Annotated in this window: 27 protein-coding genes and 1 pseudogene; 13 read left to right on the plus strand and 15 right to left on the minus strand. The window is 63.2% G+C overall.

Going from position 1 to position 24,308, the window contains the following annotated elements; translation table 11 throughout:
• Positions 1-18 precede the first annotated feature (18 nt).
• Positions 19-1,140, plus strand: coding sequence for a GTP-binding protein (locus CO676_RS28435; protein WP_097523561.1), 1,122 nt, complete (start codon positions 19-21; stop codon positions 1,138-1,140).
• A 30-nt stretch (positions 1,141-1,170) separates the two neighbouring features.
• On the opposite strand, the gene CO676_RS36390 is transcribed toward CO676_RS28435, so the two are convergent.
• The 7 genes and pseudogenes from CO676_RS36390 to CO676_RS28465 form a co-directional block, all read right to left on the minus strand.
• Positions 1,171-1,398 (minus strand): hypothetical protein, encoded by a 228-nt coding sequence (locus CO676_RS36390; RefSeq protein WP_245424522.1) that lies wholly within the window; start codon positions 1,396-1,398, stop codon positions 1,171-1,173.
• Between the two features lie 87 nt (positions 1,399-1,485).
• A pseudogene (locus CO676_RS36870) lies at positions 1,486-1,563 on the minus strand (hypothetical protein); the annotation flags it as partial.
• Positions 1,564-1,601: 38 nt separating this feature from the next.
• The gene (locus tag CO676_RS28445; RefSeq protein ID WP_014765734.1) at positions 1,602-1,838 is read right to left on the minus strand and encodes a sulfurtransferase TusA family protein; all 237 of its coding nucleotides are present in this window, start codon (positions 1,836-1,838) and stop codon (positions 1,602-1,604) included.
• A complete protein-coding gene (locus CO676_RS28450) occupies positions 1,838-3,265 on the minus strand; it encodes a murein L,D-transpeptidase family protein (RefSeq protein WP_097523562.1) in 1,428 nt (475 codons plus the stop codon). Before CO676_RS28450 ends, CO676_RS28445 begins: the two co-directional genes overlap by 1 nt.
• Positions 3,266-3,546: 281 nt before the next feature.
• A complete protein-coding gene (locus CO676_RS28455; protein WP_014765732.1) occupies positions 3,547-4,500 on the minus strand; it encodes an acetyl-CoA carboxylase carboxyltransferase subunit alpha in 954 nt (317 codons plus the stop codon).
• Between the two features lie 64 nt (positions 4,501-4,564).
• Complete coding sequence (xerD, locus tag CO676_RS28460) at positions 4,565-5,506, minus strand: site-specific tyrosine recombinase XerD (RefSeq protein WP_097523563.1); 942 nt, start codon at positions 5,504-5,506, stop codon at positions 4,565-4,567.
• Positions 5,503-5,652: a hypothetical protein gene (locus tag CO676_RS28465; RefSeq protein WP_014765730.1), complete on the minus strand. Its 150-nt coding sequence runs from the start codon at positions 5,650-5,652 to the stop codon at positions 5,503-5,505. Before CO676_RS28465 ends, xerD begins: the two co-directional genes overlap by 4 nt.
• A gap of 156 nt (positions 5,653-5,808) precedes the next feature.
• Between CO676_RS28465 and CO676_RS28470 the strand changes: the two genes are divergently transcribed.
• From CO676_RS28470 to CO676_RS28480, 3 genes are read left to right on the plus strand one after another with little or no spacing between them, the layout of a single operon-like run.
• Entirely contained in the window at positions 5,809-6,396 is a 588-nt protein-coding gene (locus CO676_RS28470) for a shikimate kinase (RefSeq protein ID WP_014765728.1), read from the plus strand.
• Positions 6,393-7,523 carry a 3-dehydroquinate synthase gene (aroB, locus tag CO676_RS28475; protein ID WP_097523564.1) on the plus strand — a complete coding sequence of 377 codons (1,131 nt, stop codon included), beginning with the start codon at positions 6,393-6,395 and terminating at the stop codon, positions 7,521-7,523. The genes CO676_RS28470 and aroB overlap by 4 nt, the downstream gene beginning before the upstream one ends.
• Positions 7,520-8,827, plus strand: coding sequence for an HlyC/CorC family transporter (locus CO676_RS28480; protein WP_097523565.1), 1,308 nt, complete (start codon positions 7,520-7,522; stop codon positions 8,825-8,827). Before aroB ends, CO676_RS28480 begins: the two co-directional genes overlap by 4 nt.
• Before the next feature lie 15 nt (positions 8,828-8,842).
• Here the strand turns inward: CO676_RS28480 and CO676_RS28485 are convergent, their stop codons facing one another.
• Positions 8,843-9,124 (minus strand): BolA family transcriptional regulator, encoded by a 282-nt coding sequence (locus tag CO676_RS28485; RefSeq protein ID WP_014765725.1) that lies wholly within the window; start codon positions 9,122-9,124, stop codon positions 8,843-8,845.
• 123 nt (positions 9,125-9,247) lie between these two features.
• Between CO676_RS28485 and CO676_RS28490 the strand changes: the two genes are divergently transcribed.
• From CO676_RS28490 to CO676_RS28505, 4 genes are all read left to right on the plus strand, one after another.
• Entirely contained in the window at positions 9,248-9,883 is a 636-nt protein-coding gene (locus CO676_RS28490; protein WP_097523566.1) for a J domain-containing protein, read from the plus strand.
• Between the two features lie 76 nt (positions 9,884-9,959).
• The gene (gene cobS / locus CO676_RS28495) at positions 9,960-10,955 is read left to right on the plus strand and encodes a cobaltochelatase subunit CobS (protein ID WP_014765723.1); all 996 of its coding nucleotides are present in this window, start codon (positions 9,960-9,962) and stop codon (positions 10,953-10,955) included.
• 31 nt (positions 10,956-10,986) lie between these two features.
• Positions 10,987-12,882: a cobaltochelatase subunit CobT gene (gene cobT, locus CO676_RS28500; RefSeq protein ID WP_097523567.1), complete on the plus strand. Its 1,896-nt coding sequence runs from the start codon at positions 10,987-10,989 to the stop codon at positions 12,880-12,882.
• Positions 12,883-12,984: 102 nt separating this feature from the next.
• Positions 12,985-14,034, plus strand: a complete 1,050-nt coding sequence (locus CO676_RS28505; protein ID WP_014765721.1) for an esterase-like activity of phytase family protein — start codon at positions 12,985-12,987, stop codon at positions 14,032-14,034.
• 45 nt (positions 14,035-14,079) lie between these two features.
• Here CO676_RS28505 and CO676_RS28510 read toward each other — a convergent pair whose 3' ends face one another.
• Both CO676_RS28510 and rpmB read right to left on the minus strand, forming a co-directional pair.
• Positions 14,080-14,718: a VUT family protein gene (locus CO676_RS28510; RefSeq protein WP_097523568.1), complete on the minus strand. Its 639-nt coding sequence runs from the start codon at positions 14,716-14,718 to the stop codon at positions 14,080-14,082.
• Between the two features lie 141 nt (positions 14,719-14,859).
• Positions 14,860-15,150: a 50S ribosomal protein L28 gene (rpmB, locus tag CO676_RS28515; RefSeq protein ID WP_014329560.1), complete on the minus strand. Its 291-nt coding sequence runs from the start codon at positions 15,148-15,150 to the stop codon at positions 14,860-14,862.
• Between the two features lie 450 nt (positions 15,151-15,600).
• On the opposite strand from rpmB, the gene CO676_RS28520 reads away from it, so the two are divergent.
• Positions 15,601-16,392, plus strand: coding sequence for a DUF3108 domain-containing protein (locus CO676_RS28520; RefSeq protein ID WP_179875686.1), 792 nt, complete (start codon positions 15,601-15,603; stop codon positions 16,390-16,392).
• 127 nt (positions 16,393-16,519) lie between these two features.
• Here the strand turns inward: CO676_RS28520 and CO676_RS28525 are convergent, their stop codons facing one another.
• Positions 16,520-16,972 carry a cupin domain-containing protein gene (locus CO676_RS28525; RefSeq protein WP_014765717.1) on the minus strand — a complete coding sequence of 151 codons (453 nt, stop codon included), beginning with the start codon at positions 16,970-16,972 and terminating at the stop codon, positions 16,520-16,522.
• The gene (gloB, locus tag CO676_RS28530) at positions 16,972-17,742 is read right to left on the minus strand and encodes a hydroxyacylglutathione hydrolase (RefSeq protein ID WP_097523569.1); all 771 of its coding nucleotides are present in this window, start codon (positions 17,740-17,742) and stop codon (positions 16,972-16,974) included. Before gloB ends, CO676_RS28525 begins: the two co-directional genes overlap by 1 nt.
• A gap of 84 nt (positions 17,743-17,826) precedes the next feature.
• Here gloB and CO676_RS28535 point away from each other — a divergent pair, with 84 nt between their 5' ends.
• From CO676_RS28535 to CO676_RS28545, 3 genes are all read left to right on the plus strand, one after another.
• Positions 17,827-18,597 carry a class I SAM-dependent methyltransferase gene (locus CO676_RS28535; RefSeq protein ID WP_041414639.1) on the plus strand — a complete coding sequence of 257 codons (771 nt, stop codon included), beginning with the start codon at positions 17,827-17,829 and terminating at the stop codon, positions 18,595-18,597.
• 82 nt (positions 18,598-18,679) lie between these two features.
• Entirely contained in the window at positions 18,680-19,786 is a 1,107-nt protein-coding gene (gene hisC, locus CO676_RS28540) for a histidinol-phosphate transaminase (RefSeq protein WP_014765715.1), read from the plus strand.
• A complete protein-coding gene (locus tag CO676_RS28545; protein WP_014765714.1) occupies positions 19,783-20,709 on the plus strand; it encodes a prephenate/arogenate dehydrogenase family protein in 927 nt (308 codons plus the stop codon). Before hisC ends, CO676_RS28545 begins: the two co-directional genes overlap by 4 nt.
• 15 nt (positions 20,710-20,724) lie before the next feature.
• Here the strand turns inward: CO676_RS28545 and CO676_RS28550 are convergent, their stop codons facing one another.
• Positions 20,725-21,738 carry a DUF2125 domain-containing protein gene (locus tag CO676_RS28550; RefSeq protein WP_097523570.1) on the minus strand — a complete coding sequence of 338 codons (1,014 nt, stop codon included), beginning with the start codon at positions 21,736-21,738 and terminating at the stop codon, positions 20,725-20,727.
• Positions 21,739-22,082: 344 nt separating this feature from the next.
• Here CO676_RS28550 and CO676_RS28555 point away from each other — a divergent pair, with 344 nt between their 5' ends.
• Positions 22,083-22,637: a gamma-glutamylcyclotransferase gene (locus tag CO676_RS28555; protein ID WP_097523571.1), complete on the plus strand. Its 555-nt coding sequence runs from the start codon at positions 22,083-22,085 to the stop codon at positions 22,635-22,637.
• Here the strand turns inward: CO676_RS28555 and CO676_RS28560 are convergent.
• Positions 22,628-23,416, minus strand: a complete 789-nt coding sequence (locus tag CO676_RS28560; RefSeq protein ID WP_014765711.1) for a 1-acyl-sn-glycerol-3-phosphate acyltransferase — start codon at positions 23,414-23,416, stop codon at positions 22,628-22,630. The two genes, CO676_RS28555 and CO676_RS28560, sit on opposite strands and share 10 nt — an antisense overlap.
• Before the next feature lie 144 nt (positions 23,417-23,560).
• Entirely contained in the window at positions 23,561-24,220 is a 660-nt protein-coding gene (locus CO676_RS28565) for a YdcF family protein (RefSeq protein ID WP_097523581.1), read from the minus strand.
• Positions 24,221-24,308: the final 88 nt, after the last annotated feature.

Raw genomic sequence — 24,308 nt, forward strand, 5'->3', positions numbered from 1 at the left:
CAAAAACGGAGTCTTTCCATGAACGGTCCATTGCCGGTCGTGCCGGTATCGATCCTGACCGGCTTTCTGGGTGCCGGCAAGACGACCCTTCTGAACCGCTTGCTGAAGGACCCGCAGCTGGCCGACACGGCGGTCATCATCAACGAATTCGGCGATGTGTCGATCGACCATCTGCTTGTCGAGGCGTCGAGCGACGGGGTGATCGAACTTTCCGACGGCTGCCTGTGCTGCACCGTGCGCGGCGAACTCGTCGACACGCTGGCCGATCTGATGGACCGAATGCAGACCGGGCGAATCAAGCCGCTGAAGCGGGTCGTCATCGAAACGACCGGCCTTGCCGATCCGGCGCCGGTGCTGCAATCGGTCCTCGGCAATCCGGTGATCGCCCAGAATTTTCGCCTGGACGGCGTGGTCGCCGTCGTCGACGCCGTCAATGGTGAGCAGACGATCGCAAATCACGTCGAGGCCCGGAAGCAGGTGGCCGTCGCCGACCGGCTGGTGATCAGCAAGACCGGCCTCGCGAGCAAGCAACAGCTCGACGCATCGTTAGATGTTCTGAAGGACCTCAACCCGCGCGCGCCGATCATCGACGCCGACAGGGAAGAGGCCGGGCGCGCCGAACTGTTCGACTGCGGCCTCTACGACCCGTCGACCAAGGTCGCCGATGTCGGCCGCTGGCTGCAGGACGAGTCCGGCGGGGATCATGATCATAATCATGATGATCATGGGCATCATCACCACCATCACGACGTCAATCGCCACGGCTCCGACATCCGCTCGTTCAGCATCGTTCACGACCGACCGATCGAGCCGATGGCGCTGGAGATGTTCATCGACCTCCTGCGCTCGGCGCATGGCGAGAAGCTGTTGCGTATGAAAGCGATCGTTTGCGTCGCGGACAAGCCGGAGCGGCCGGTGGTGCTGCATGGCGTACAGACCGTCTTTCACGCGCCCGAACGGCTTGCCGCCTGGCCCGACCCGACCGACCGCCGGACGCGGATGGTGCTGATCACCAAGGGCTTGGAAGAGGCTTTCGTGCGGGATCTATTCGATGCTTTCACTGGCAAGCCGCGCGTCGATCGCCCCGATGCGCAGGCGCTTACCGACAATCCGCTCGCCGTACCCGGCCTGAAATTTTGACGCGCGCCCGCTCGAACGCGGCGGGTGGCCTCACACGACAAAGAAGTCGGCAGACGTAATCGCCGCCTTGTTGTCGAGATGGGCGAATTGCACCGCCTTGTCGGCGCCAGAACCATCGGCATCATAAAAGAGAGCGCCGGTATCGCCGTTATAGAGAAGCCGATCGCTTGCATCGATCTTGGCCGCTGCGATGTCCTTGAAAAGACCCGTCGACAGAGAGCCGGGCGTCAATGTCGTGAAGATCTTGCTTGACAGCACGATCATATCGTCGACCGCCGAGAAGTCTCGGATATGATCGACATTGCTCGCGCCGAGCGCCGTGCTGAAGACGAATTGGTCCTTGCCTGCGCCCCCGGACAGTATGTCGCTGCCGGCTGCGCCATCCAGCCTGTTGGCAGCGGCATTGCCGGTGATCGTGTTCGAGAGTGCGTTGCCTTTTCAACTGATGCTTGCCCGCGTGGCTATGTCTTCTTGCGAATGAGAAAACGGTGGCCGCCCGCGGTGGACGCAGCCTGCTCCAGCCGGTGTCCGTCCTCGCTGCAGAAGTGCGGAATGTCGATCACTGCCAGGGGATCGGTCGTTTCGATTTCGATGAGCGCGCCGGGCGCCAGGCTCTCCATGCGTTTGCGCGTCTTCAAAACGGGAAGGGGGCATTTCAGCCCCCTCAAGTCGTAGACGACCCTCGCCTCGTCAGGCATCAATTGCCCCAGATCTTCCAGAACGGGCGCTTCCTCGGCGGCTGCTCCGCCGGTGCCGCATCTCCGCCGGCCACAGGGGCGGTGGCCACCTGCGGATTGGGCGCGGCCGCCGGCGTGGCTGCCCGCTGCTGACCAGCGGCAGGTCGCTGCTCGGCGGGCGGCTGAGCCGACGGTTGGGCCGCACTCTGCTCGGCAGGTGCCGCGTTGACGGGTGCCGTCGCCTGCGCCTCGGGTTCGCTCTTCGAGAACAGCTTCCAGAAGGACTTCTGGACAGGCGCCGTCTGCAGCGCCGCCTGTTGAACGGGTCGTTCGATCGGGCTCTGCTGCGGGACGGGCACGGCCTTGCCTTCACGGGTCGCCTTCTCCAGCGCCTCCTTCTGGATCAGCGCCGCCTGCTTGGCCTCTTGGGCCTCCTTCTGCTCGGCAAGCCGCTTTTCGAGATCGCTCACCTTCATCAGCTTGCCGGCGTCGAGCGACGTGCCGGTCGGCGCATAGGCAAGCTCGCGGCCCTTGCGTTGCTCGGCAACGATCGCCTTGCGCTCCGCTTCGCTCGGTTCATACCAGACCATGCCGTCGTATTTCTTCAGCGCCTTTTGATAGTCGCGCTGATAATCCTTGTCGAAATTGGCCATGGCTACTTGCAAGGCTGGCGGCGTCGACATGGCGGGGCACTGGCCGGCCGGATTGAAGCTGCCGTCGCTCTGCTGGTTGAAGACGTATTTCCTCTCGCAGACATTGACCTGCGGCGGACGCTTGGTCACTTCGAACTGGTCGTAGCCGGCCTTCAGCATCTTCCAGAATTCGATGTTCGAATTGTCGCGGTGGCGGGCCATGTTCTCCGCTGTCATCCGGAAGGGGAAGGCCTGCAGCTGGACGTTTTCCTGGCCGCCCTTGAACGCATCGCGGGCGAGCGCGAAGATCTCGATGATCTGCTCGTCGGTCATCGAATAGCAGCCCGAAGACGAGCAGGCGCCGTGGATCATCAGGTGCGTGCCGCTGCGGCCGTTCGCCTTGTCATAAGTGTTGGGAAAACCGGTATTGATCGCCAGATAGTAGTTCGAGTTGGGATTCATCTGGTGCGGATAGAGCGGGTAGAATCCCTCCGGCGCCTGACGATCGCCCTCCTTCACCTTGGGGCCGAGCTTGCCGGACCAGGCGCAGATCTTATAGCTCTTCAGAAGCTGGAAGCGGCTCGACGCATTCGCCTTCCATACCTCGAGCGTTCCCTCCTCCTTGAAGATGCGCAACAGGATCGCGGATGTCTTCTGCATCCCCAACTCTCTCATCTTGCTGACCATCTTGCTGGAAAGCTGGTATTCCGTCTTGTTCTTGACGGAGGAGAGGTTGACCGAATCGAGCGTTTCGTTGGTGCACCCGGCAAGCGCGGCTGCGACGGCGGTGATGATTGCAAGATTCCTGAAACGCATCGGCAAAAGCCCGTTTTAGCCAGATTCATCCGTATATGCCTCATCCGCGAAGGAGAGGTATCAACGAATCAGTAAGTCATTATTCTTCACGAAATCTTAACCGTGCAGGCGCCCCCTGCGAAACGGCAGTTTCTCATGACCTCACGAATATGGCCAAGATTTGGCCACAGTCCCGATTTCCGGTTGCCGAGCGGGTCAATCTAATCGCAGTGGTTAATCCTGGGTTCTGATCAAGGTTGAGGCGAATGGCGGTCGCCACTCGCGCTTTTCTTCATCCGCTCCTAGAGATTGCGGCCGATATTCAGGTACTTCTGCCGGCGGTCGGTCCGCAATTCGTCGCCATTGCGCCCGGAAAGCTCTTTCAGCGCGTCGGCAATGACGGTGCCGGTGCGGCCGATCACGGCCTGCGGATCGCGGTGGGCGCCGCCGACCGGTTCGGGAATGATGCCGTCGATTACGCCGAGCGATTTCAGGTCTTCGGCAGTGATCTTCATGTTGCTGGCCGCTTCCTTGGCGCGCGTCGAATCGCGCCATAGGATCGAGGCCGCGCCTTCCGGCGAGATGACGCTATAGATCGCATGCTCGAGCATGAAGACGCGGTTGCCGGTTGCAATCGCGATCGCGCCGCCGGAGCCGCCTTCGCCGATCACGACGGTGACGATCGGCACCTTGATGTTGAGGCACATTTCGGTCGAGCGGGCGATCGCCTCGGCTTGGCCGCGCTCCTCGGCGTTAACGCCGGGATAGGCGCCTGCCGTATCGACCAGCGTGATGAGCGGCAGGCCGAACCGGTCGGCCATCTCCATCACGCGGACCGCCTTGCGGTAGCCCTCGGGGCGCGGGCTGCCGAAATTGTGCTTGATGCGCGATTTGGTGTCGTTGCCCTTCTCCTGACCGATCACCGCAACCGGCGAGCCGCGGAACCGCGCCAGGCCCGCCTGGATGGCGTCGTCATTGGCGAAGTTGCGGTCGCCCGCAAGGGGCGTGAACTCGGTGAAGAGCTCCGCGGCATAGTCGAGGAAATGCGGGCGGGACGGGTGGCGCGCGACCTGCGTCTTCTGCCAGGGCGACAGCTTGGAATAGATCTCCGCCATCGCGTCGCGCACACGCCCTTCGAGCCGCGAGATCTCGTCGGACGTGTTCACGCTCTCGTCTTCGCCGGCAAGCTTCTTCAATTCGAGGATCTTGCCCTCGAGATCAGAGATGGGTTTTTCGAAGTCGAGGTAGTTGTGCATGAGATGCGTTTCCGATCATTTTGCGACAAGGACCGCCCGGCAAAGCCAACCTGCCCCGCCGGTCCTAATCCTGTTTTTTCGCCTGTTTGGCAAGAGGGTGGTGGTTTTGCACCAGCTCGTGCAGCCGTTCTTCCAGCACATGCGTATAGATTTGTGTCGTCGAAATGTCCGAATGACCGAGCAGTTCCTGGACGGCGCGAAGGTCTGCGCCATTGGCGAGAAGGTGGCTGGCGAAGGCATGGCGCAGCACGTGCGGCGAGATCGCTGCGACCCTGATACCGGCGCGCGCCGCGAGAGTCTTGAGGTCGCGGGCAAAGACCTGGCGCGGCAGGTGGCCGGATTTTCCGGAGGAAGGGAACAGCCAGGGGCTCTCCACTTCGACCGCTCTCTTGCGCAGCGCATCGCCGTAGGTCTGCATGGCGCGGATCGCCGCCTGCGACAGCGGTACAAGCCTTTCCTTGTTGCCCTTGCCGCGGATGACAAGGAAGCGGCCGTTCTGCGCAAGCACGCTTGCAGGCAGCGACACGAGCTCGCTGACGCGCATGCCGGTCGCATAGAGAAGCTCGATCAGCGCGTGCATGCGAAGCTTCGCGAAGGCGTCCTCGCCGTCGGCGGCGGCCTGGGCCTCGGCCTCGCCGATCAGCCGGGTGACGTCGTCTATGCTGAGCGTCTTGGGCAAGGTGCGCGCTTTCTTCGGCGCGTCGAGGATGCCGGTCGGGTCATCGCCACGCAGGCCCTCGGCATAGAGGAACTTGTAGAATTGCCTGAGCGCCGACAGCCGGCGCGCCTGGGAGGAGGCCTTGAAACCTTCGCCGGCCAGATGCGAGAGATAACGTCTCAGATCGTCCGCCGTGGCGGCATTGAGCCGCGTTCCTGAAGAGCGCAGGAAGGAGCGTGCGTCCCTGAGATCGCGTTCGTAGGATTGGAGCGTGTTGACCGCCGCACCCCGCTCGGCGCTCATCATTTCCAGGAACGCTTCGAGGTGGGCCTCCGAAAGATCCGTCATTGCGGCTTATTGATCCGTTCGGACGGAATGCGCACCGTCACGTCCCGCTCCACCGGCTCGACGAAGGTGACGAGCGCCACCATGGTTCCATAGATCATCCCGGCCGCGACGGCGCAGAAGAACAGGAACCGGAACAGGGTTGGCATTTCAGTCTCCAGCACGCAGGTGACGCCATAGCGGACCGTGATCTATATGAACGGCTCGCCCGGCAAGTTCAAGAAGCGTGGCGCGGCTCCGCGCGACGACTTGACGCCCCCGGCCGATTTGTCGATACCGAAGGGGAATGGGGACTATGACGCCTAATGAACGACGTGACCGAACCGGTTTTCGCGACGCTCGCCGAACGGGCGAAGCTCGCACTCGGTAAGCGCAACCTGATTTTCATCGGCCTGATGGGAGCGGGAAAATCGGCGATTGGTCGGCTGACCGCCCAGGCGCTCGGCGTTCCCTTCGTCGATTCCGACCATGAGATCGAACGCGTGTCGCGCATGACCGTGAGCGAGCTTTTCGCCGCCTATGGCGAAGAGGAGTTCCGGGCGCTAGAGGCGCGGGTGCTGAAGCGACTGTTGCGGTCGGGCCCAAGGGTGGTTTCGACCGGCGGCGGCGCCTATATCAACGAACGCTCCCGCCGGCAGATCAGGAAGGGCGGCCTGACCGTCTGGCTGAATGCGGATCTCGACGTTCTCTGGGAGCGGGTGAACAAGCGCGATACAAGGCCGCTGCTCAAGACGGAAAACCCGAGGCAGACGCTCGAGAACCTGATGCGCGCCCGCTATCCGATCTACGCCGAGGCGGATCTCGTTGTCCTTTCGCGCGACGTGAAAAAGGAAACGATGGTCGACGAGGTCCTCGCCGCCATCGCCGACTGCAAGAAGGTCGATATGCCATGAACAATCATGCGACGCCCGCCGAGCGCAGGGTCCGGGTGAACCTCGGAGACCGTTCCTATGACATTCTCATCGGCCCCGGCCTGATTGCCGCGGCGGGCAGGGAAATCGCGTCCCGCCTCAAGGGCCGCCGGATGGCGGTGATCACGGATGAAAACGTGGCACCACGCTATCTGGAGCCGCTGATGGCGAGCCTGAAGGAGAGCGGCATCGACGCCGTCTCGCTCATTCTGCCCGCAGGCGAGAAGACCAAGAGCTTCGAGCAGCTGATCCCGGTGTGCGATGCCATTCTCGCCGCGAGAATCGAGCGCAATGACGCGGTGATCGCGCTTGGCGGCGGCGTGATCGGCGATCTGACCGGCTTTGCGGCCGGCATTGTGCGGCGCGGTTCGCGCTTCATCCAGATCCCGACCTCGCTCCTGGCGCAGGTCGATTCCTCCGTCGGCGGCAAGACCGGCATCAACTCGCCGCACGGCAAGAACCTGATCGGCGTCTTCCACCAGCCGGATCTCGTGCTCGCCGACACGGACGTCCTCGATACGCTGAGCCCACGCGAGTTTCGCGCCGGCTATGCCGAGGTTGCCAAATACGGCCTGATCGACAAGCCGGAATTCTTCGACTGGCTCGAGCGCAACTGGCAGGCGGTCTTCTCCGGGGGCGCGGCGCGCATCGAGGCTATTGCCGTCAGTTGTCAGGCCAAGGCCGACGTCGTCGCCGCGGACGAGCGCGAGAACGGCCTGCGTGCGCTGCTCAATCTCGGCCACACCTTCGGCCACGCCCTGGAAGCCGCGACCGAATACGACAGCCGCAGGCTCGTGCATGGGGAAGGCGTTGCGATCGGCATGGTCCTGGCGCACCAGTTTTCCGCCCGGATGAACCTTGCAAGCCCCGACGATGCGCGGCGCGTCGAAGCCCACCTCGCGGCGGTCGGACTGCCGACGCGCATGGCCGATATTCCCGACGACCTTCCGCCGGCCGAGCGGCTGATGGAGGCGATCGCCCAGGACAAGAAGGTCAAGGGCGGCAAGCTCACTTTCATCCTGACTCGAGGCATCGGCCAGTCCTTCGTCGCCGACGACGTTCCGGCTTCGGAGGTGCTGGGCTTCCTCAAGGAAAAGCATCCGCGATGAGCGCCGAGGCGTTATGGCTCTTTCTGGCGGACCATTGGCTGCCGCTCCTTTCGGTCATCTGCCTTCTGCTCCTTTCGGCTTTCTTCTCCGGGTCTGAGGCGGCCTTGACCGCAACCTCCCGGGCGCGCATGCACACACTCGAGAGCAATGGCGACCGGCGGGCCGGCGTCGTCAATCGCCTGATCGAGCGGCGTGACCGCCTGGTTGGAACGCTGCTCCTCGGCAACAACCTCGTCACCATTCTCGCGACGTCGCTGACGACCAGCCTATTGCTCGGCCTCGTCGGCAACTTTGCCGTTCTGATCGCCACGGTCAGCATGACGGTGCTGCTCGTTCTCTTCTGCGAGGTGCTGCCGAAGAGCTGGGCGATCGCCTCTCCCGATCGGTTCGCGCTTGCCGTGGCGCCTATGGTAAGACGCTTCGTGGCGGTCGCTGGCCCCATATCCGCGCTTATCAATGCGATCGTCCGCCGCCTCCTGAACCTCTCCGGCGTGAATGTCGCCTCTGACAGGCCGATGCTTTCGGCCCAGGAGGAACTGCGCGGCGCCGTCGACCTGCTGCATCGGGAAGGGGCGGTGATCAAGGCGGACCGCGACCGGCTCGGCGGCGTGCTCGACCTCGGCGAACTCGAGGTGTCCGACATCATGATTCACCGCACCGCCATGCAGGCGGTCAACACGGAGGAGCCGCCGGAGGTCTGCGTCCGGGAGATACTCGGAAGTCCCTTCACGCGCCTGCCGCTGTGGCGCGGCTCGACCGACAACATCATCGGCGTCGTCCATTCGAAGGATCTCCAGAGGGCGCTGGCCGAACCCGGCGTCGAACCGCACACGATCGACATCGTCAGGATCGCGCAGAAGCCATGGTTCGTGCCAGACACGACCAATCTCAAGGACCAGCTCAACGCCTTCCTGCGGCGTAAGCTGCATCTGGCCATCGTCGTCGACGAATACGGCCAAGTCCAAGGCCTCGTCACGCTGGAGGACATTCTCGAGGAAATCGTCGGCGACATTGCCGACGAGCACGATCTCGATATCCAGGGCGTTCGCCAGGAAGCCGACGGATCGATCGTCGTCGATGGCTCCGTGCCGATCCGCGACCTAAACCGGGCGCTCGACTGGTCGCTGCCGGACGAGGAGGCGACGACGGTCGCCGGTCTGGTCATCCACGAAGCCAAGAGCATTCCAGAGGAGCGGCAGGCTTTCACCTTCTACGGCAAGCGCTTCATCGTCATGAAGCGGGTGAAGAACCGGATCACCAAGCTACGTATCCGCCCGGCCGAAGAGGAGGCGGCAGGGCTCTAGGACCTGACCCTAGTCTCACCAGCGCGTCGGCTCGCCTGGCGCAGCCGGCTCGACGGCAAGCGCATGCAGGCCAGCATCGAGCTCGGATTTCAACAGGTCGTTAATGGCCCGGTGGCGGGCCACACGGCTCATGCCGGCGAAGGCACTGGACACGATGCGGATGCGCATGTGGGTGTCGCCGCCGCCGTCGAAACCCGGCTGGTGGCCGGCATGCAGATGGCTCTCGTTGATCACCATCAGCCGTTCGGGATGGAAGGCCTTCTCAAGCTTCTCTTCGATACGGCTTTGCAGCGACATGCTTCCGTCCCATTTCCCTGTTTGCTCTTACGGCTCGAAGGCGCCGGCGATGCAAAATGCGCGCACAAAGCCAGCAACATTCCGCTTTGTCAATTCTTGTTGTGACCCGTCGCAACCCCCATAATGGATGCCATGAAGCTCGATTCAAAATACTTTGATCGCATCCGCACGCGCCGCAAGCCAGAGGCGCGCGTGGAGCCGTCTGCGCCCATGTGCCAGTGGGACGGCTGCGACAAGACGGGCGTGCATCGGGCTCCCGTCGGCCGCAATGCCGAGGGCGAATATTTCATGTTCTGCTTCGAGCACGTGAAGGAATACAACAAGGGGTACAATTATTTCTCCGGGCTCTCGGACACGGAGATCGCGCGCTACCAGAAGGAAGCGGTTACCGGGCATCGTCCCACCTGGACGGTCGGTGTCAACAAGAGTGCCCGCAACGGCCCGACGCAATCCCAGATGCGCTCCGGCAGCGCGGGCGCACAGGCGCGCATGCGCGATCCGTTCGGCTTCTTCAACGAGGCGCGGGCCCGATCGGCGCGGCACGAGCCGCGGCTGCGCAAACTGAAGACGCTCGAGGCCAAGGCCTTCGAAACGCTTGGGCTTGCCGCCTCGGCGACCCCCGCCGATATCAAGGCCGCCTACAAGGAACTCGTCAAGAAACACCACCCCGATGCGAATGGCGGAGACAGAGGCTCGGAAGACCGTTTTCGGGCCGTGATTCAAGCCTATCAATTGTTAAAACAGGCTGGTTTCTGCTAACAACGCGCATTATGACAGAAAGCACTTTTTGCAGGCGTATGCGCGGGTGCCGTCCGGCAGCCGCTCTGGAGACATGATGAGCAAGATTGACCTCGACATTTCCAACCTCCCCGACACGACGGTCTCTGTCCGGGAGGCTTTCGGCATTGATACGGATCTGCGCGTTCCCGCCTATTCGAAGGGCGATGCCTATGTGCCCGAACTCGATCCCGACTATCTCTTCGACCGGGAAACCACGCTCGCCATTCTTGCAGGCTTTGCGCACAACCGACGCGTGATGGTTTCCGGCTATCACGGCACCGGCAAATCGACCCATATCGAGCAGGTGGCGTCGCGCCTCAACTGGCCCTGCGTGCGCATCAATCTCGACAGCCATGTCAGCCGTATCGATCTCGTCGGCAAGGATGCAATCGTCGTCAAGGATGGGCTGCAGATCACCGAATTCAAGGACGGCATCCTGCCCTGGGCCTATCAGCACAACGTCGCACTCGTCTTCGACGAGTATGATGCCGGCCGGCCGGACGTGATGTTCGTCATCCAGCGCGTGCTGGAGTCCTCCGGCCGGCTGACACTGCTCGACCAGAGCCGCGTCATCCGCCCGCACCCGGCCTTCCGCCTGTTCGCCACCGCCAACACGATCGGCCTCGGCGATACGACCGGGCTCTATCACGGCACGCAGCAGATCAACCAGGCGCAGATGGACCGCTGGTCGATCGTAACCGCGCTCAACTACCTGCCGCATGACAAGGAAGTCGACATCGTCGCTGCCAAGGTGAAGGGGTTCACCGCCGACAAGGGCCGCGATACCGTGTCGAAGATGGTGCGCGTCGCCGATCTCACCCGCGCCGCCTTCATCAACGGGGATCTGTCGACCGTCATGAGCCCGCGAACGGTGATCACCTGGGCCGAAAACGCCCATATCTTCGGCGATATCGCCTTCGCCTTCCGTGTGACCTTCCTCAACAAGTGCGACGAGCTGGAGCGGGCGTTGGTCGCCGAGCATTACCAGCGTGCCTTTGGCGTCGAACTGAAGGAAAGCGCCGCCAACATCGTGCTGGAAGCCACGGCCTGATCGCTTCGTCTAGGCTGAAGAAGGAACTGTCGTGAGCTCGAATTCCAAGGCGAAGCCGCAAACGAGGGAGAACGCCGCCGAACCGTTCAAGCGGGCGCTCTCCGGCTGCGTCCGGTCGATTGCCGGGGATGCGGAGCTCGAGGTCGCCTTTGCGAACGAGCGTCCGGGGATGACCGGCGAGCGCATCCGACTGCCGGAGCTTTCCAAGCGTCCGACTCGGCACGAGCTCGCCGTGGCGCGCGGTCTGGGTGACTCGATGGCGCTGCGCAAGGCGTGCCACAACGACCGCATCCATGTGACCATGTCGCCGCAAGGCGCGGATGCGCGGGCAATCTTCGACGCCGTCGAGCAGGCGCGCGTCGAGGCGATCGGGGCGATCCGGATGCCCGGCGTCGCCGACAATCTCTCCTCAATGCTCGAGGAGAAATATGCCAAGGCCAATTTCGGCGCGATCGACAGCCAGTCGGATGCACCGCTCGAGGAGGCGGTGGCGCTCCTGGTGCGGGAGAAGCTGACCGGCAAGAAGCCGCCGGCTTCCGCCGGCAAGGTGCTCGACCTCTGGCGCGATTTCATCGAGCAGAAGGCCGCCGCCGACGTCAGAAACCTGCCCGCGGCGGTTAACGACCAGCAGGCCTTCGCCCGGGTCGTGCGCGACATGCTGGCTTCGATGGATGTCGCCGAAAAATACGGCGAGGACGATATCGAGCCAGACGACCAGGAAAGCGAGCCCGACGAGGACCAGCCGCGCAGCCAGGAGCAGGACGACAACGCCAGCGAGGAGGAAGAGGGCTCCGACGCCGCCCCCGCCGACGAAAACCAGTCTGCCGAGGAGCAGATGGAAGAAGGCGAGATGGACGGCGCCGAGATCTCCGACGACGACCTTCAGGACGAGGGCGACGAGGACAGCGAAACGCCCGGCGAGGTCAAGCGGCCGAACCACCCCTTTGCGGACCTGAACGAAAAGGTCGATTACGCGATCTATACGCGCGAGTTCGACGAGACCATCACGGCCGAGGAGCTTTGCGACGAGGCGGAACTCGATCGTCTGCGCGCCTTCCTCGACAAGCAGCTCGCCCATCTGCAGGGGGCCGTCGGCCGCCTCGCCAACCGCCTGCAACGGCGGCTGATGGCGCAGCAGAACCGGTCCTGGGAGTTCGATCTCGAGGAGGGGGTTCTGGATACCGCCCGCCTGCAGCGGGTCATCATCGATCCGATGCAGCCGCTTTCCTTCAAGCGGGAGAAGGATACGAATTTCCGCGACACCGTCGTGACGCTGCTGATCGACAATTCCGGCTCGATGCGCGGCCGGCCGATCACCGTTGCCGCCACTTGCGCGGACATTCTCGCCCGCACGCTGGAGCGCTGCGGCGTCAAGGTCGAGATTCTCGGCTTCACCACCAAGGCCTGGAAGGGCGGGCAAGCGCGCGAGAAATGGCTCGCGGGCGGCAAGCCTCAAGCGCCGGGCCGCCTCAACGATCTGCGCCACATCGTCTACAAGTCGGCCGATGCGCCCTGGCGCCGCGCGCGCCGCAATCTCGGCCTGATGATGCGGGAAGGGCTGCTCAAGGAGAATATCGACGGCGAGGCGCTGATGTGGGCGCACGACCGCCTGCTCGGCCGGCCGGAGCAACGACGAATCCTGATGATGATCTCGGACGGTGCACCGGTCGACGATTCCACCCTGTCGGTGAATCCTGGCAACTATCTCGAGCGACACCTGCGCGCTGTCATCGAGCAGATCGAGACGCGTTCGCCGGTCGAGCTTCTGGCGATCGGCATCGGCCATGACGTGACGCGGTATTATCGCCGCGCCGTGACGATCGTCGATGCGGACGAACTTGCGGGCGCGATGACGGAGCAGCTTGCCGCCCTGTTCGAGGAAGAGCACCGGCACGGCCGCGTCGGACGCCTGCGCCGGGCCGGCTGATCGGTTTGCCGCGCCGCAAATTCGCCTGTATCTCCATCATCTGCTAAGAGGCTGCCCGTCCCTCAGCGCCTGTGTTGCCTCCCTGGAAGGTTATGCCTCGAAATGCTCCGAACCCTTGCCGTTCTCTTCCTGTTGGCATCGACCGCCGCCGCCGAGGCGGAAGCGCCGTGTGAGATCGTTCCGATCCGAAGCCGGCAAATCTCACAGTTCAAGGTCGGTTCCGACGCCACGACGTTCGGCAGGCTCGAATTCATCGGCGGCATCGAAATGACCTCGCCCAATGCGCTGTTCGGCGCAGTTTCGGCGATCCGCTTCCGGCCCGACGGAGAATCCTTCGCCGCCGTCCTGGATACAGGGCATTGGGTCGAGGGCGCCGTCGTTCGCGACGAGGCGGGTATGCTTCAGGGGCTGACCGACCTTGCCATCACCGCGATGACCGACGGCAATGGTGCGGCGCAGCTCGAAAAGTGGAAGGTGGATTCCGAAGGGCTGGCGCTGCGCGATGGCGCGGTGATCGTCAGCTTCGAGCAGGCGTCACGCGTCGATGTCTATCCCGACCCGGGCTGTGCCGCCTCGAGGCCCATCGGCCAGATCAGCCTGCCCTTTCCGGTCGAGGAACTGCGCAGCAATGGCGGATTGGAGACGATCGCAATTGCACCGAAGGATGGGCCGCTTTCCGGTGCTGCCGTGATCGTCGCGGAACGCAGCGTCGACACGTCCGGCAATCTCCTGGCTGGCATCCTCGACGGACCGATGCGGGGCGCGTTCTCGGTGGTGCGCCAAGACCCCTATGCGGTCACTGATGGCGCATTCTTGCCGAACGGGGATATGCTCATCCTCGAACGCCGCTTCAATTTCTCTTCGGGGCTCGGAATGCGCATTCGCCGGCTCGCGGCCGCCGATATCCGGCCGGGTGCGGTGGTCGACGGCGAGGTGCTGCTCGAGGCCGACATGAGCTACCAGATCGACAATATGGAAGGCCTCGATGTGGTCTCCCGGCCCGATGGCGACATGCGGGTGATCCTGGTTTCCGACGACAATCACTCGATCCTCGAGCGCAACCTGATGCTTGAGTTTCGACTGAAAGACGACGCCAACCGAACAGGCGCGGATCGAAACAACGCCGACTCTTCCTCATCCGCTTTAAATTGAAACAGGGCCAAATCGGCCCTGTTAAAACGTCGTCGCCTTCAGCATTCACGCGGTGGCTTTGGCCGCCGGCATCGGTTTGATGACGCTCATCAGCGCGCCATAGGGCAGCAGCAGGACGATACCGCACAAAATCTTCACGGCAAGATCACCGAGTGCCCAGGAAATCCAGCGTGGCGCATCGAGGGCCATGAGGCCGAGCAGAGGCGCGGCTTCGAGCGCGAAGCTGTCGTTCGGACCGAGGAAGACGAAGAACGGTGCGAAGGCGAAGGAGAAAAACATCGCCGTGTCGAGCCCCGAACCGATCAGCGAACCGGCGAGCGGCGCGCGCCACCAGCTTTGGCGCCGCAGCCGGTTGAACACTGATATGTCGAGGAGCTGGCCGAGCAGGAAGGCAGAGCCCGAGGCGATCGCGATGCGCGGCGTTGCGGCGAAGAAGGAGAGGGCGACGGCGACGACGAAACCCACAATGACGACGCGGCGCGCGATGCGCGGGCCGAAATGGCGGTTTGTCAGGTCGGTAACGAGGAAGGCGAAGGGATAGCTGAAAGCGCCCCAGGTCAGGAGATCGCCGAGCTGCATGCCGGCGATCGAGCCGGGCAGCGGATACTGCACAAGGAAATTCGACGCGACGACCACCAGTGTCATCAGCGCCACATAGACAAAGAACATCCGGTTGATCAGCATTTTTTTATCCTGGGTGATGCCACCAGTTAGAGGGTCCTACCGGAGAGAGGCATCCGGCCGATGATATCGAGCACGAGAAAAAGGCTTGCCGGACGGATCCGCAAGCCTTTCAAGCCGTGCTCAGGAAGGCGCTGGCGCCGATCAGGCGGCTGCGGCAGCCTTCTTGACGATCTGGCGGCGCAGCAGGCGAGCGCGCATGCTCAGCTCGTTCTCGTCGGCCTTCAGCAGAAAGGCGTCGAGACCGCCGCGGTGTTCGACCGAACGGAGAGCCGCAGCGGAGACGCGCAGGCGGAAACGCTGGCCGAGCGCATCCGAGATCAGCGTGACATTGCACAGGTTCGGCAGGAACTTGCGCTTCGTCTTGTTGTTCGCGTGGCTCACATTGTGACCCGACTGGACGCCCTTGCCGGTCAATTCGCAACTACGGGACATGGTACACCTATTTTCTTTTCGCCGCCGGGACAATGCGGTAGCGGGCCCAGAGCCCAGGCCGCGTTCCTACTGGCCATTATTGGAAAGTCGCGGTTCTATAGTCAGTGATGGGCCGCCAGTCAAGCCAAACCTGCGCTTTCCTCAAAATCCGCGCCTTTCCAAGGATTAGCAAAAATTAAGCGCCGTTACGACCCCTTCATCTTTCCGGCCGTGCCGCGCCGCGCTATCTCCTTTCGGGCATAGGCGGAATCTCGTCATTGGTCTCGCCTGCCGAATGAATGTGACGCACCGGGCGCAGAAATGCCGCAAACCGCCTGCATTTCAAGGCATTGCGACATAGCCGCGCGGGGCATCGTTCAGACGCACCAAAGACGCTGCAACACTTTGAGCTGCTGCATGGTTTTGACCTCGAATCGGTTCCGCTTCACGGATCCATGCAAGAGAATAAGTATGGGGCTTTCGGGCATGATGTTGCGCACTGGTTTTCGCGTGCCGGCACTCCTGGCCGCCGCGACGTTTTCCACAGCCTGCTTCGCCGCGGAAATCGAGCATCAAACGGACTACAGCATAGCGCTTGCCGGCCTGCCGCTGGCGCGCGCCTCGTTTCACACCGAGGTCGAGCAGAATCGCTACACGATTTCGGGAACGTTGAATTCAGCCGGCTTGGTGAACATTATCAGCCCGACCTCCGGGCAGACACGGGTTTCCGGCATGATCGGCCGCGACCGCCTTCGAGCGACCCAATATTCGATGTCCTATCGCAGCGGAAAAAAGGCGCGGGCGATCAGCGTCAGCTTCCGCAACGGCAATGTGGTACGCGCAAGCATGGTCCCGAAGCGCACGCCTTTGCCGAAGAATTGGGTGCCGGTGACGAGCCGCGACATGCGCAACGTGCTCGATCCGCTCTCTGGATTGATCATTCCGGCGGCGACCCGCGTCTGTCCCAACACGCTGCCTATCTTCGACGGCGAGTCGCGACTCGACATAAAGCTGTCGGCCAAGGGGACGCGGAACTTCAAGACCAAGGGCTTCGACGGCGAAGTCATCGTCTGCGGCGTCCGTTTCGTGCCGAAGGCTGGATACAGGAAGGGTCGCGAGGACGTCGAATATCTGCGCCGCCTGGAAACGATGGAAATATGGTACGCGAAGTCGAATACGGTCGACGTCTATGCCCCGGTCTATGTTCGCATTCCGACGAAGATCGGACCGGTGACCGTCTCCGCGACGCGGTTTGGCGGGTAGTTCTGCCGGCCCGACCGTCTCGTTCGAAAATCGCGGAAGAGCGCTAGATCAACGACACGTCGAAAGGCCCGGCAGGCATGGCGAGCGGGGAGAAGGTAGTCGGCAGGCTGGATCAGGGGCGGGCGCTCTATCGTTCGTGATCTTGTCGCGGCCGCCAATCGAGCGGCGCCATCTCGAAAGCGGAAAAATCAAAGCCGGGTGCGACCGTGCAGCCGACCAGCGTCCAGTCTCCGAGTGAAGCGGCCGATTGCCACCAGTCGGCGGGGACGACCTGTTGTGGCCTCTCTCCGCCGGGAAGGTCCGGGCCGAGTCGCACGTGCACCGCAGGCCTATTCGGTTCGGCAATGCTGAGTTCGAGCGGTGCCCCGGCGTAATAGTGCCAGATCTCCACGGCGTCGCGGACGCGATGCCAATGCGATCGGTCGCCCTTCTCGAGGAGATAGTAGATTGCCGTCGAATGGCCGCGCGATCCGCCATCGGCATCCCGGAAGGTTTCGACGTACCAGCCGCCTTCCGGATGTCTGACCAGCCCTAGCGTTTCGATAATCGTTGCCGCCGTCGTCTCCCGCGAGGTGCGCATCAGAAATTGTCCTTGCGCTTGCGGATCTCCGCGAAGACGGCGGCATCGCTCGCCTTCTCCATGCCGAGATGGGTGCGGACTTTCGGATCGCCGGCGCGCAAGAACGGGTTCGTCCTTTTCTCGACGCCGATCGTCGTCGGTGCGGTGAAGCCACCGTCCGAACGGGTCTCCTCGATCTCGGCGGCGCGTTCTTTCAGCGCCGTGTTGTCCGGATCGATCGTCACGGCAAAATGGGCATTCGAGAGGGTGTATTCGTGGCCGAAATAGACGGAGGTATCGTCGGGAAGCGCCATCAGCCGATTGAGCGATTGCCACATCGTCTCGGCCGATCCTTCGAACAGCCGCCCGCACCCGAGCGCGAACAGCGTATCGGCGGCGAAGAGCAATTTGTCCTGGGGCAGATGGAAGCAGATGTGCCCCGCGGTATGCCCCGGCGTTTCGATCACCTCGACCGGATGGCCGGCGAAGTCGAAGCGTTCGCCATGAGCCACTTGCTTGTCGAGCCCCGGGATCTTCGACGCCTCGCCCTTCGGGCCAATGATCGTCACGCCGAAACGTTCCTTCAGGCTGACATTCGCCGCCACGTGGTCGCCGTGGTGATGGGTCGTCAGGATGTGGGTAAGCCGCCACCCGCGCCGCTCCAGCGCCTCGAGGATCGGTTGCTCCTCCGGAGCATCGATCGACGCCGTTGCGCCGGTCTCCGGATCGTGGATAAGCACACCAAAATTGTCGGTGCGGCAGAGGAAGAGGTCAAGTTCGAGCGCGGCCATGGCTTGGTCCTCCCATTTGGGCATGCGGCGGGTCTAGCCGAATGTAGTGAGCCTCGCCTTGAAGTCTACCGCTTCAAGGCTAACATGTTGCGCATGCACACCGATATCGTCGATCTCCGCCAATTTTATCATTCCGAGCTCGGCCGGATGGCGGAGCAAGCCGTCAGCATGGCGCTCGCTTCCGTTTGGGCGCGCATGCCGGAAGAGCGGCTCGTCGGCCTCGGCTATGCGGTTCCCTATCTCGAGCGTTTCCGCGCCGACACCGAGCGGACCTTCGCCTTCATGCCGGCGGGGCAGGGGGCGGTGAACTGGCCGGTAGCCGAGCTCTCCTCCACGGCACTGGTCTTCGACGAGGAGTTGCCGCTGCCGGATGCCTCGATCGACCGGGTGCTGATGGTTCACGCGCTGGAATTCGCCGAGAGCCCGCGTGAAACGATGAAGGAGATCTGGCGTGTTCTCGCCCCCGGCGGCCGGCTCGTCATCGTGGTGCCGAACCGTCGCGGCGTCTGGGCACGGATGGAGCACACGCCCTTCGGTTCCGGCCGGCCCTATTCGCGAGGACAGCTCACTGCGCTTCTGCGCGAGACGAACTTCACGCCGGGGGCCAGCGCCGAAGCGCTCTTCTTTCCCCCTTCCAGGCGAAAGATGATCCTGCGCCTGCGTCACGGGCTCGAGCGCTTCGGGCGCTCGCTGTGGCCGGTCTTTTCCGGGGTGATCATCGTCGAGGCACAAAAGCGGCTCTATCAGGGCCTGCCTTTGGCGGTGCGTGCTTCGCGCCGCGTCTTCGTTCCGGTACTGGCACCGCATGGCGTCCCCAGCACCCGCGTTGGAGCGCCGGAGTTGAAAGCCCCCTAAGGCGGCCACGACGTCGCACTCGACAAATTTGCTCCGCCCCGGTATTGGCTGAACCGCATTCTTCCCCGCGAAAGCCGAGCCGATGAACCTTGCCCTGAAGAGCCCTGAGCCGCGTCCCGGCATCCTGGACATCGCCGCCTATGTGCCTGGCAGGGAACATGCGCCGGGCGTGGCGAAGGTTCACAAACTGTCGTCGAACGAAACGCCGCTCGGCGCGAGCCCGCGCGCAATCGAGGCATTCCAGCAGGCGGCGTTCAATCTCGAGCGCTATCCGGATGGCCAGGCCCACGCGCTCAAGGACGCGATCGCTGCGGTTCACGGGCTCAATCCTGCCAATATCCTCTGCGGCAACGGTTCGGACGAGCTGCTCGGGCTTCTCTGCCACACCTATCTCGGCCCCGGCGACGAAGGAATCGTCACCGAGCACGGGTTCCTCGTCTACAAGATCCAGGTCACGGCCGCCGGCGGCACGCCGGTGACCGTCGAGGAGCGCGATGCGCGCGTCGATGTTGACGCCATCCTCGCTGCCGTCACCGAGCGAACGAAGATCGTCTTCATTGCCAATCCGGGAAACCCGACGGGGACCTATATCCCCGTGGACGAGGTGCGGCGCCTCCATGCCGGATTGCCGGCCGGCGTCGTGCTGGTGCTGGATGCGGCTTATGCCGAATATGTCCGGCGCAACGATTACGAGGCGGGAATCGAGCTGGTTTCGGCCAACCGCAACGTGGTGATGACACGCACCTTCTCTAAGATCTACGGCCTTGCCGGCCTGCGTATCGGCTGGATGTATGCGCCGCGCGAGGTCGTCGATGCATTGGACCGCGTGCGCGGCCCGTTCAACCTCAGTGCGCCGGCGATTGCGGCCGGAGCGGCGGCGATCCGAGACCAAGCCTTCGTCGTGACTGCGCTCGATCACAACTTGGCCTGGCTGCCGAGGGTAAGCGAGGCGCTGACAGCGATCGGCCTGCGCGTCACGCCTTCGGTCACCAATTTCGTGCTGATCCATTTCCCGGAGGCCGGCGGTCAATCGACCGAGGAAGCGGATGCATTCCTGACGGGCCGTGGGTTCATTCTGCGCGCAGTGCGGGCTTATGGCTTCCCCAATGCGCTCCGCATGACCATCGGCTCGGAAGAGGCGAACGAGGGCGTGATCGCGGCCCTAACAGAATTCATGGGACGGAAATGATGGCTCAGCAGTTCGAAACCATCGCCCTCATCGGCATCGGCCTGATCGGCTCGTCGATCGCGCGGGATATCCTCGACAGGCAACTCGCCGGAACGATCGTCGTCGCCACCCGCAGCGAAGCAACGCTGAAGCGCGCCGAGCAGCTCGGCCTCGGGCATCGCTACACGCTCTCGGCCGCCGAGGCGGTGAAGAATGCCGATCTCGTCGTCGTCTCCGTGCCGGTCGGCGCGTCGGGCGCCGTCGCCGCTGAAATCGCCGCGCATCTGAAGCCTGGTGCGATCGTCACCGATGTCGGCTCGACGAAGGGCTCGGTGATCGCGCAGATGGCGCCGCATCTGCCGGACACGGTGCATTTCGTGCCCGGTCACCCGATCGCCGGTACGGAGCACTCCGGTCCGGATGCCGGCTTTGCCGGGCTTTTCCGCGGCCGCTGGTGCATCCTGACGCCGCCCCCGGGCACGGATGAGGAGGCAGTCGCCAAACTCCGGCTTTTCTGGGAGGCGCTCGGCTCGATGGTCGACGAGATGGATCCCGAGCATCACGACAAGGTGCTGGCGATCGTCTCGCACTTGCCGCACATCATCGCCTACAACATCGTCGGCACGGCGGACGACCTCGCCACCGTGACCGAGTCGGAAGTGATCAAATATTCGGCCTCCGGTTTCCGCGATTTCACCCGTCTTGCCGCCTCGGATCCGACCATGTGGCGCGACGTCTGCCTGCACAACAAGGATGCGATCCTCGAAATGCTGGCGCGCTTCTCGGAGGACCTTGCCTCGCTGCAGCGCGCGATCCGCTGGGGCGACGGCGACAAGCTGTTCGATCTCTTCACCCGCACCCGGACGATCCGCCGGTCGATCATCCAAGCCGGTCAGGACACGGCGATGCCGGACTTCGGCCGGCATGCCATGGATCAGAAGTAGACCTGACGGTCGGGTTCAAAGCGCCGGCAGTACACCGATCGGAACGAAAGCCAGAAAGGCGGTTCCGTCGCGCACATTGAGCTTGACGGTCGCCTCGTTTTTGCCAGCGGCGAGCGCGGCCAACACGTTGGCGACGTTGTTGATGAGGTCGGTTTCCTCGGGAATGGCCTTCACGAGGTTCTCCCGCCAGGTGCTGATATTGACCAAGGTCAGTGCGAATTCGCCCGAGATGAGCCCCTGATCGTTGACCGAGAAGGGCCCGGAGAGCTTGGCGGTCATCCCCTCGCCCGCATCCAGCGTCAGTTGGCGCAGTTCCCCCTTCGTGCCGCGAAGCATGTGCGGCGCGACGGAGGCGCCCTGCAGCCATTCGGCTTTGCCCGAGACCGTGAGATCCGCCGTAACATTGGCGGGCGGGGCGAGGCTCGGTCCTTCCTCCGGGCGTAGGTCGAGTTTCTCGACGCTGAGGGACGCGTCGAGATCTGCGCCGGTCTGGCGCAGATGGACTTCCCCGTGGCTCGCGCCGAAGCCCACGCCCTTGCCCATGAGCGGCGAACGGACCGTGCCGGTCAGGTTGTCATAGGCAATCGACGTACGGTCGAGGCCCGAGAGCGTCGCGGCGAGACTGGCACGCAGGAGCGTCCAATCGGCAGACACCGAAACGCCGGGCGAGACCCGGATTTCAGCGGGGCCATCGAGTTCGACGACGGCGCGTCCCGGCTGGTAGACCTGCGCCGCCGTTCTCAGGGCACCGAAGGATGCGGACGCACCGTGGCGGGTGTCGTCGAGGCGCACCTTGTCGCAGAAGAGGCCGATGCGGAACGGAAAACCGCGCACCTCCAGGTCGGTGCACTCGCCGCCAAGGCCGCTCGCCTGCTTTTCCGCCAGGTAGGCCGGCAGCCGTTTCTCGATCTGGTCGGCGGCGACGAACCAGGCGCCGGAATAGATGCCGGCGACAAGAATGATGCCCGTTGCGAGCCAGAGAAACTTCCGGCTGGCGGGCCGCCCATTGTCGACCTCGGTTACCGTCATGGTATCGCATACTCCACTTGCTGCGTCGGAATCGGCTTTGCGGGTGGCCGGTTCCGTTCCCGCAAACTAACTTATGCACGGCATACGCGGGATCTTTCTTCCGCGCCGCGTTCTACAGCGCCATGCGTCTTATCAGACGCACAAAGGTCGCTGTAGCACTCTGAATTGCTGCATGTTTCCTTGGATAGGCTCCGATCCAAGGAAACATGCAGAAGGTCTCAAGATGTTACGACGGGATGAAGGCGGAAAACTGCTTCACACCTTTGCCCATCCCGCTCTAGAAAGTTCTGGTCGGCCGCTGCCTTGCCCGTTGGTGATTCGGCGAGTGCGGCAACATCGATTGAATGGCAGCGGATATGGACGAATTTTGGGTCTTTGGCTACGGCTCATTGATGTGGAATCCGGGCTTTCGCTTCGAGGAGAAGCAGACGGCACGGGCCTTCGGTTATCGCCGCTCCCTCTGCGTCCACTCCTGGGTGCATCGCGGCACCGAGCGGCATCCCGGCCTCGTGCTCGGGCTGGACTATGGCGGCTCCTGCATAGGCATGGCGTTTCGCGTCGCCTCCGCCGAGAGGGCGGAGGTGACGGACTATCTGCGTGAGCGGGAACTGGTCACCCATGTCTACAAGGAGCGGACCATGCCGGTACAGCTCTCCGACGGTCGCCGCGTGCCGGCGCTTGCCTATGTGATCGACCGCAATCACGTGCAATATGCCGGTACGCTAACCGCGCATGCGGCAGCCGCGACGGTCGCAACCGCCGTGGGCAAGTCGGGGCACAACAGGGAATACGTGCTCAACACGCTGGCCCACCTCAGGGAGATGGGCATCCGGGACCACTGGCTCGAGGAGGTCGCCGCCAACCTCATCGCCGGCGAACCAGCGTCGGCTCAGGCTTGATCGGCGCCGAGCTCGCGCAGCCGTTGTTCCGCCGTCGGCGGCAAGGGCAGATGCGGATTGGCCCTGACGGTCTCGACGAGAAGCTCGTCGCTTGCGGCCTCGGTCACCGCGACCAGCTTGGCCAGAAAGGCGTCCGGATCCAGTCCTGCTTCGATCGGCGGCAAGACACGCACCTTGAAGTGGCCGGGAAAGCGCAGGAACTTGCGGCGTGGCCAGAACAGGCCTGGATGCATGGCGACCGGGACAACCGGCACCTGCAGGTCCCGATAAAGCCGGGCAATGCCGTATTTGTATTCCGGCGGGGCGCCGGGTGGGCGCCGCGTGCCTTCCGGATAAATGATCAGTTGACGTCCGGTTGCCATTTCCCGCTTGGTGCGATCCATGACCTCCGTCATCGCCTTGCCCCGGGCGGCGCGGTTCACCGGCACCATCCGCTGCTTGATGATGTACCAGCCGAAAAGCGGAATCCAGGTCAGCTCGCGCTTGAGGATGTAGAAGGGATCGTCGAGCCAGGGCAGAAGCGCATAAGCGTCCCAGAAGGACTGGTGCTTCGGCGCGAAGATGTAGGCGCCGTCGGGGACATTCTCGAGACCCTCGATCTCGAAGGTCGTTCCGACGATCTTCGCCTGGAGCCAGTGGTTGCTGCGCACCCAGTTCTTCGGCACGAACCAAGCGGTCTTGCGCGGCACCAGAAAATAGATCGGGGTCAGCACGATCATCTGGACGATCAGATTGGCATAGAAGACCAGGTTGAAGAGGATCGAACGCAGGATGATCATCAGGCAGGCTCTCGATGGGAACGCGACGCTGACCGCGAGACGGTTGGCCGTTCCGCTGCCTACACGAAACTCGCACGGAGGAAAACAGTTCTTCAGGTCCAGTGCGCTACTCTTCCGCCCGATGGCGTGCGAGACGTTGATTCTCTAATTATTTCCCAAGTGCTCGCTCGCAAGATCCCGCAATGACGCGATGGAATACTTGGCGTATTCGAGCAGGATGGCCTTGATGAAGAGCGGATTGCGCAGCCAGTTGGACGTCTTCAAATCCGAATTGACGACCGGATAGGCAATGAACTCCGTGTCCGGCCGGACGCGGCGCAATTCGAGAAGGCTGCGCGGCATATGGTAGTTGTTGGTGACGACGAGGATGCTCCGATAGCCGCGGTCGTGAATCCATTGCGCGGCCTCGGTTGCGTTGCCGATCGTGTCGATCGCTTCATGGCCGATATCGACGCAGCATCTGAAGAGGTCGGCCGAGCTTTGCGTGTTGCGGCGTATCTGGCTCCCCGTCGTCGTCGGATGGACGCCGGAAATCAGAAGCCGCCTGCCGGCGCCGGACTTCAGAAGCTCGACCGCCTGCTCGATACGCTGGAAGCCGCCTGTCAAGACGACGATCCCATCCGCACGGGGCGCTGGAGGCGGTTGCATCGAGGCAACCGTGTCGGCGAATTGCAGGAAGCCGGCGACGAAGACGGCGAGAAGGGCCAGCAGCGCGAAGAAGCCGCGGCGCAGAATTTTCCGCAGCAGGCTGCGAGACCGCCGACGGCGCGCGGCCCTGTCCCGCCATTTGCCCCTGTCGGCCATTCCGCTCTCGCGAAGCTCCTCAACCATCGTGATTCTCTCACATAGCCGCCGATTGCGGCAGGGAATAGATGGATAAAGGGCGAATCAC

It is taken from the genome of Sinorhizobium sp. BJ1, from assembly GCF_002531555.1.
Taxonomy (GTDB): domain Bacteria; phylum Pseudomonadota; class Alphaproteobacteria; order Rhizobiales; family Rhizobiaceae; genus Sinorhizobium; species Sinorhizobium fredii_B.

Coding starts and splice junctions, on each gene's coding strand:
- CO676_RS28565 (WP_097523581.1), bottom strand. CDS start 24,220: ATGGCCGACAGGGGCAAATGGCGGGACAGGGCCGCGCGCCGTCGGCGG.
- CO676_RS28485 (WP_014765725.1), bottom strand. CDS start 9,124: ATGTCGCTGCAAAGCCGTATCGAAGAGAAGCTTGAGAAGGCCTTCCAT.
- hisC (WP_014765715.1), top strand. CDS start 18,680: ATGAACCTTGCCCTGAAGAGCCCTGAGCCGCGTCCCGGCATCCTGGAC.
- CO676_RS28455 (WP_014765732.1), bottom strand. CDS start 4,500: ATGCACAACTACCTCGACTTCGAAAAACCCATCTCTGATCTCGAGGGC.
- aroB (WP_097523564.1), top strand. CDS start 6,393: ATGAACAATCATGCGACGCCCGCCGAGCGCAGGGTCCGGGTGAACCTC.
- CO676_RS28505 (WP_014765721.1), top strand. CDS start 12,985: ATGCTCCGAACCCTTGCCGTTCTCTTCCTGTTGGCATCGACCGCCGCC.
- CO676_RS28555 (WP_097523571.1), top strand. CDS start 22,083: ATGGCAGCGGATATGGACGAATTTTGGGTCTTTGGCTACGGCTCATTG.
- CO676_RS28480 (WP_097523565.1), top strand. CDS start 7,520: ATGAGCGCCGAGGCGTTATGGCTCTTTCTGGCGGACCATTGGCTGCCG.
- CO676_RS28445 (WP_014765734.1), bottom strand. CDS start 1,838: ATGCCTGACGAGGCGAGGGTCGTCTACGACTTGAGGGGGCTGAAATGC.
- rpmB (WP_014329560.1), bottom strand. CDS start 15,150: ATGTCCCGTAGTTGCGAATTGACCGGCAAGGGCGTCCAGTCGGGTCAC.
- CO676_RS28465 (WP_014765730.1), bottom strand. CDS start 5,652: ATGCCAACCCTGTTCCGGTTCCTGTTCTTCTGCGCCGTCGCGGCCGGG.
- CO676_RS28435 (WP_097523561.1), top strand. CDS start 19: ATGAACGGTCCATTGCCGGTCGTGCCGGTATCGATCCTGACCGGCTTT.
- CO676_RS28490 (WP_097523566.1), top strand. CDS start 9,248: ATGGATGCCATGAAGCTCGATTCAAAATACTTTGATCGCATCCGCACG.
- CO676_RS28535 (WP_041414639.1), top strand. CDS start 17,827: ATGTTGCGCATGCACACCGATATCGTCGATCTCCGCCAATTTTATCAT.
- CO676_RS28525 (WP_014765717.1), bottom strand. CDS start 16,972: ATGCGCACCTCGCGGGAGACGACGGCGGCAACGATTATCGAAACGCTA.
- CO676_RS28560 (WP_014765711.1), bottom strand. CDS start 23,416: ATGATCATCCTGCGTTCGATCCTCTTCAACCTGGTCTTCTATGCCAAT.
- gloB (WP_097523569.1), bottom strand. CDS start 17,742: ATGGCCGCGCTCGAACTTGACCTCTTCCTCTGCCGCACCGACAATTTT.
- CO676_RS28545 (WP_014765714.1), top strand. CDS start 19,783: ATGATGGCTCAGCAGTTCGAAACCATCGCCCTCATCGGCATCGGCCTG.
- xerD (WP_097523563.1), bottom strand. CDS start 5,506: ATGACGGATCTTTCGGAGGCCCACCTCGAAGCGTTCCTGGAAATGATG.
- CO676_RS28510 (WP_097523568.1), bottom strand. CDS start 14,718: ATGCTGATCAACCGGATGTTCTTTGTCTATGTGGCGCTGATGACACTG.
- CO676_RS28520 (WP_179875686.1), top strand. CDS start 15,601: ATGGGGCTTTCGGGCATGATGTTGCGCACTGGTTTTCGCGTGCCGGCA.
- CO676_RS28470 (WP_014765728.1), top strand. CDS start 5,809: ATGAACGACGTGACCGAACCGGTTTTCGCGACGCTCGCCGAACGGGCG.
- CO676_RS28550 (WP_097523570.1), bottom strand. CDS start 21,738: ATGACGGTAACCGAGGTCGACAATGGGCGGCCCGCCAGCCGGAAGTTT.
- cobS (WP_014765723.1), top strand. CDS start 9,960: ATGAGCAAGATTGACCTCGACATTTCCAACCTCCCCGACACGACGGTC.
- CO676_RS28450 (WP_097523562.1), bottom strand. CDS start 3,265: ATGCGTTTCAGGAATCTTGCAATCATCACCGCCGTCGCAGCCGCGCTT.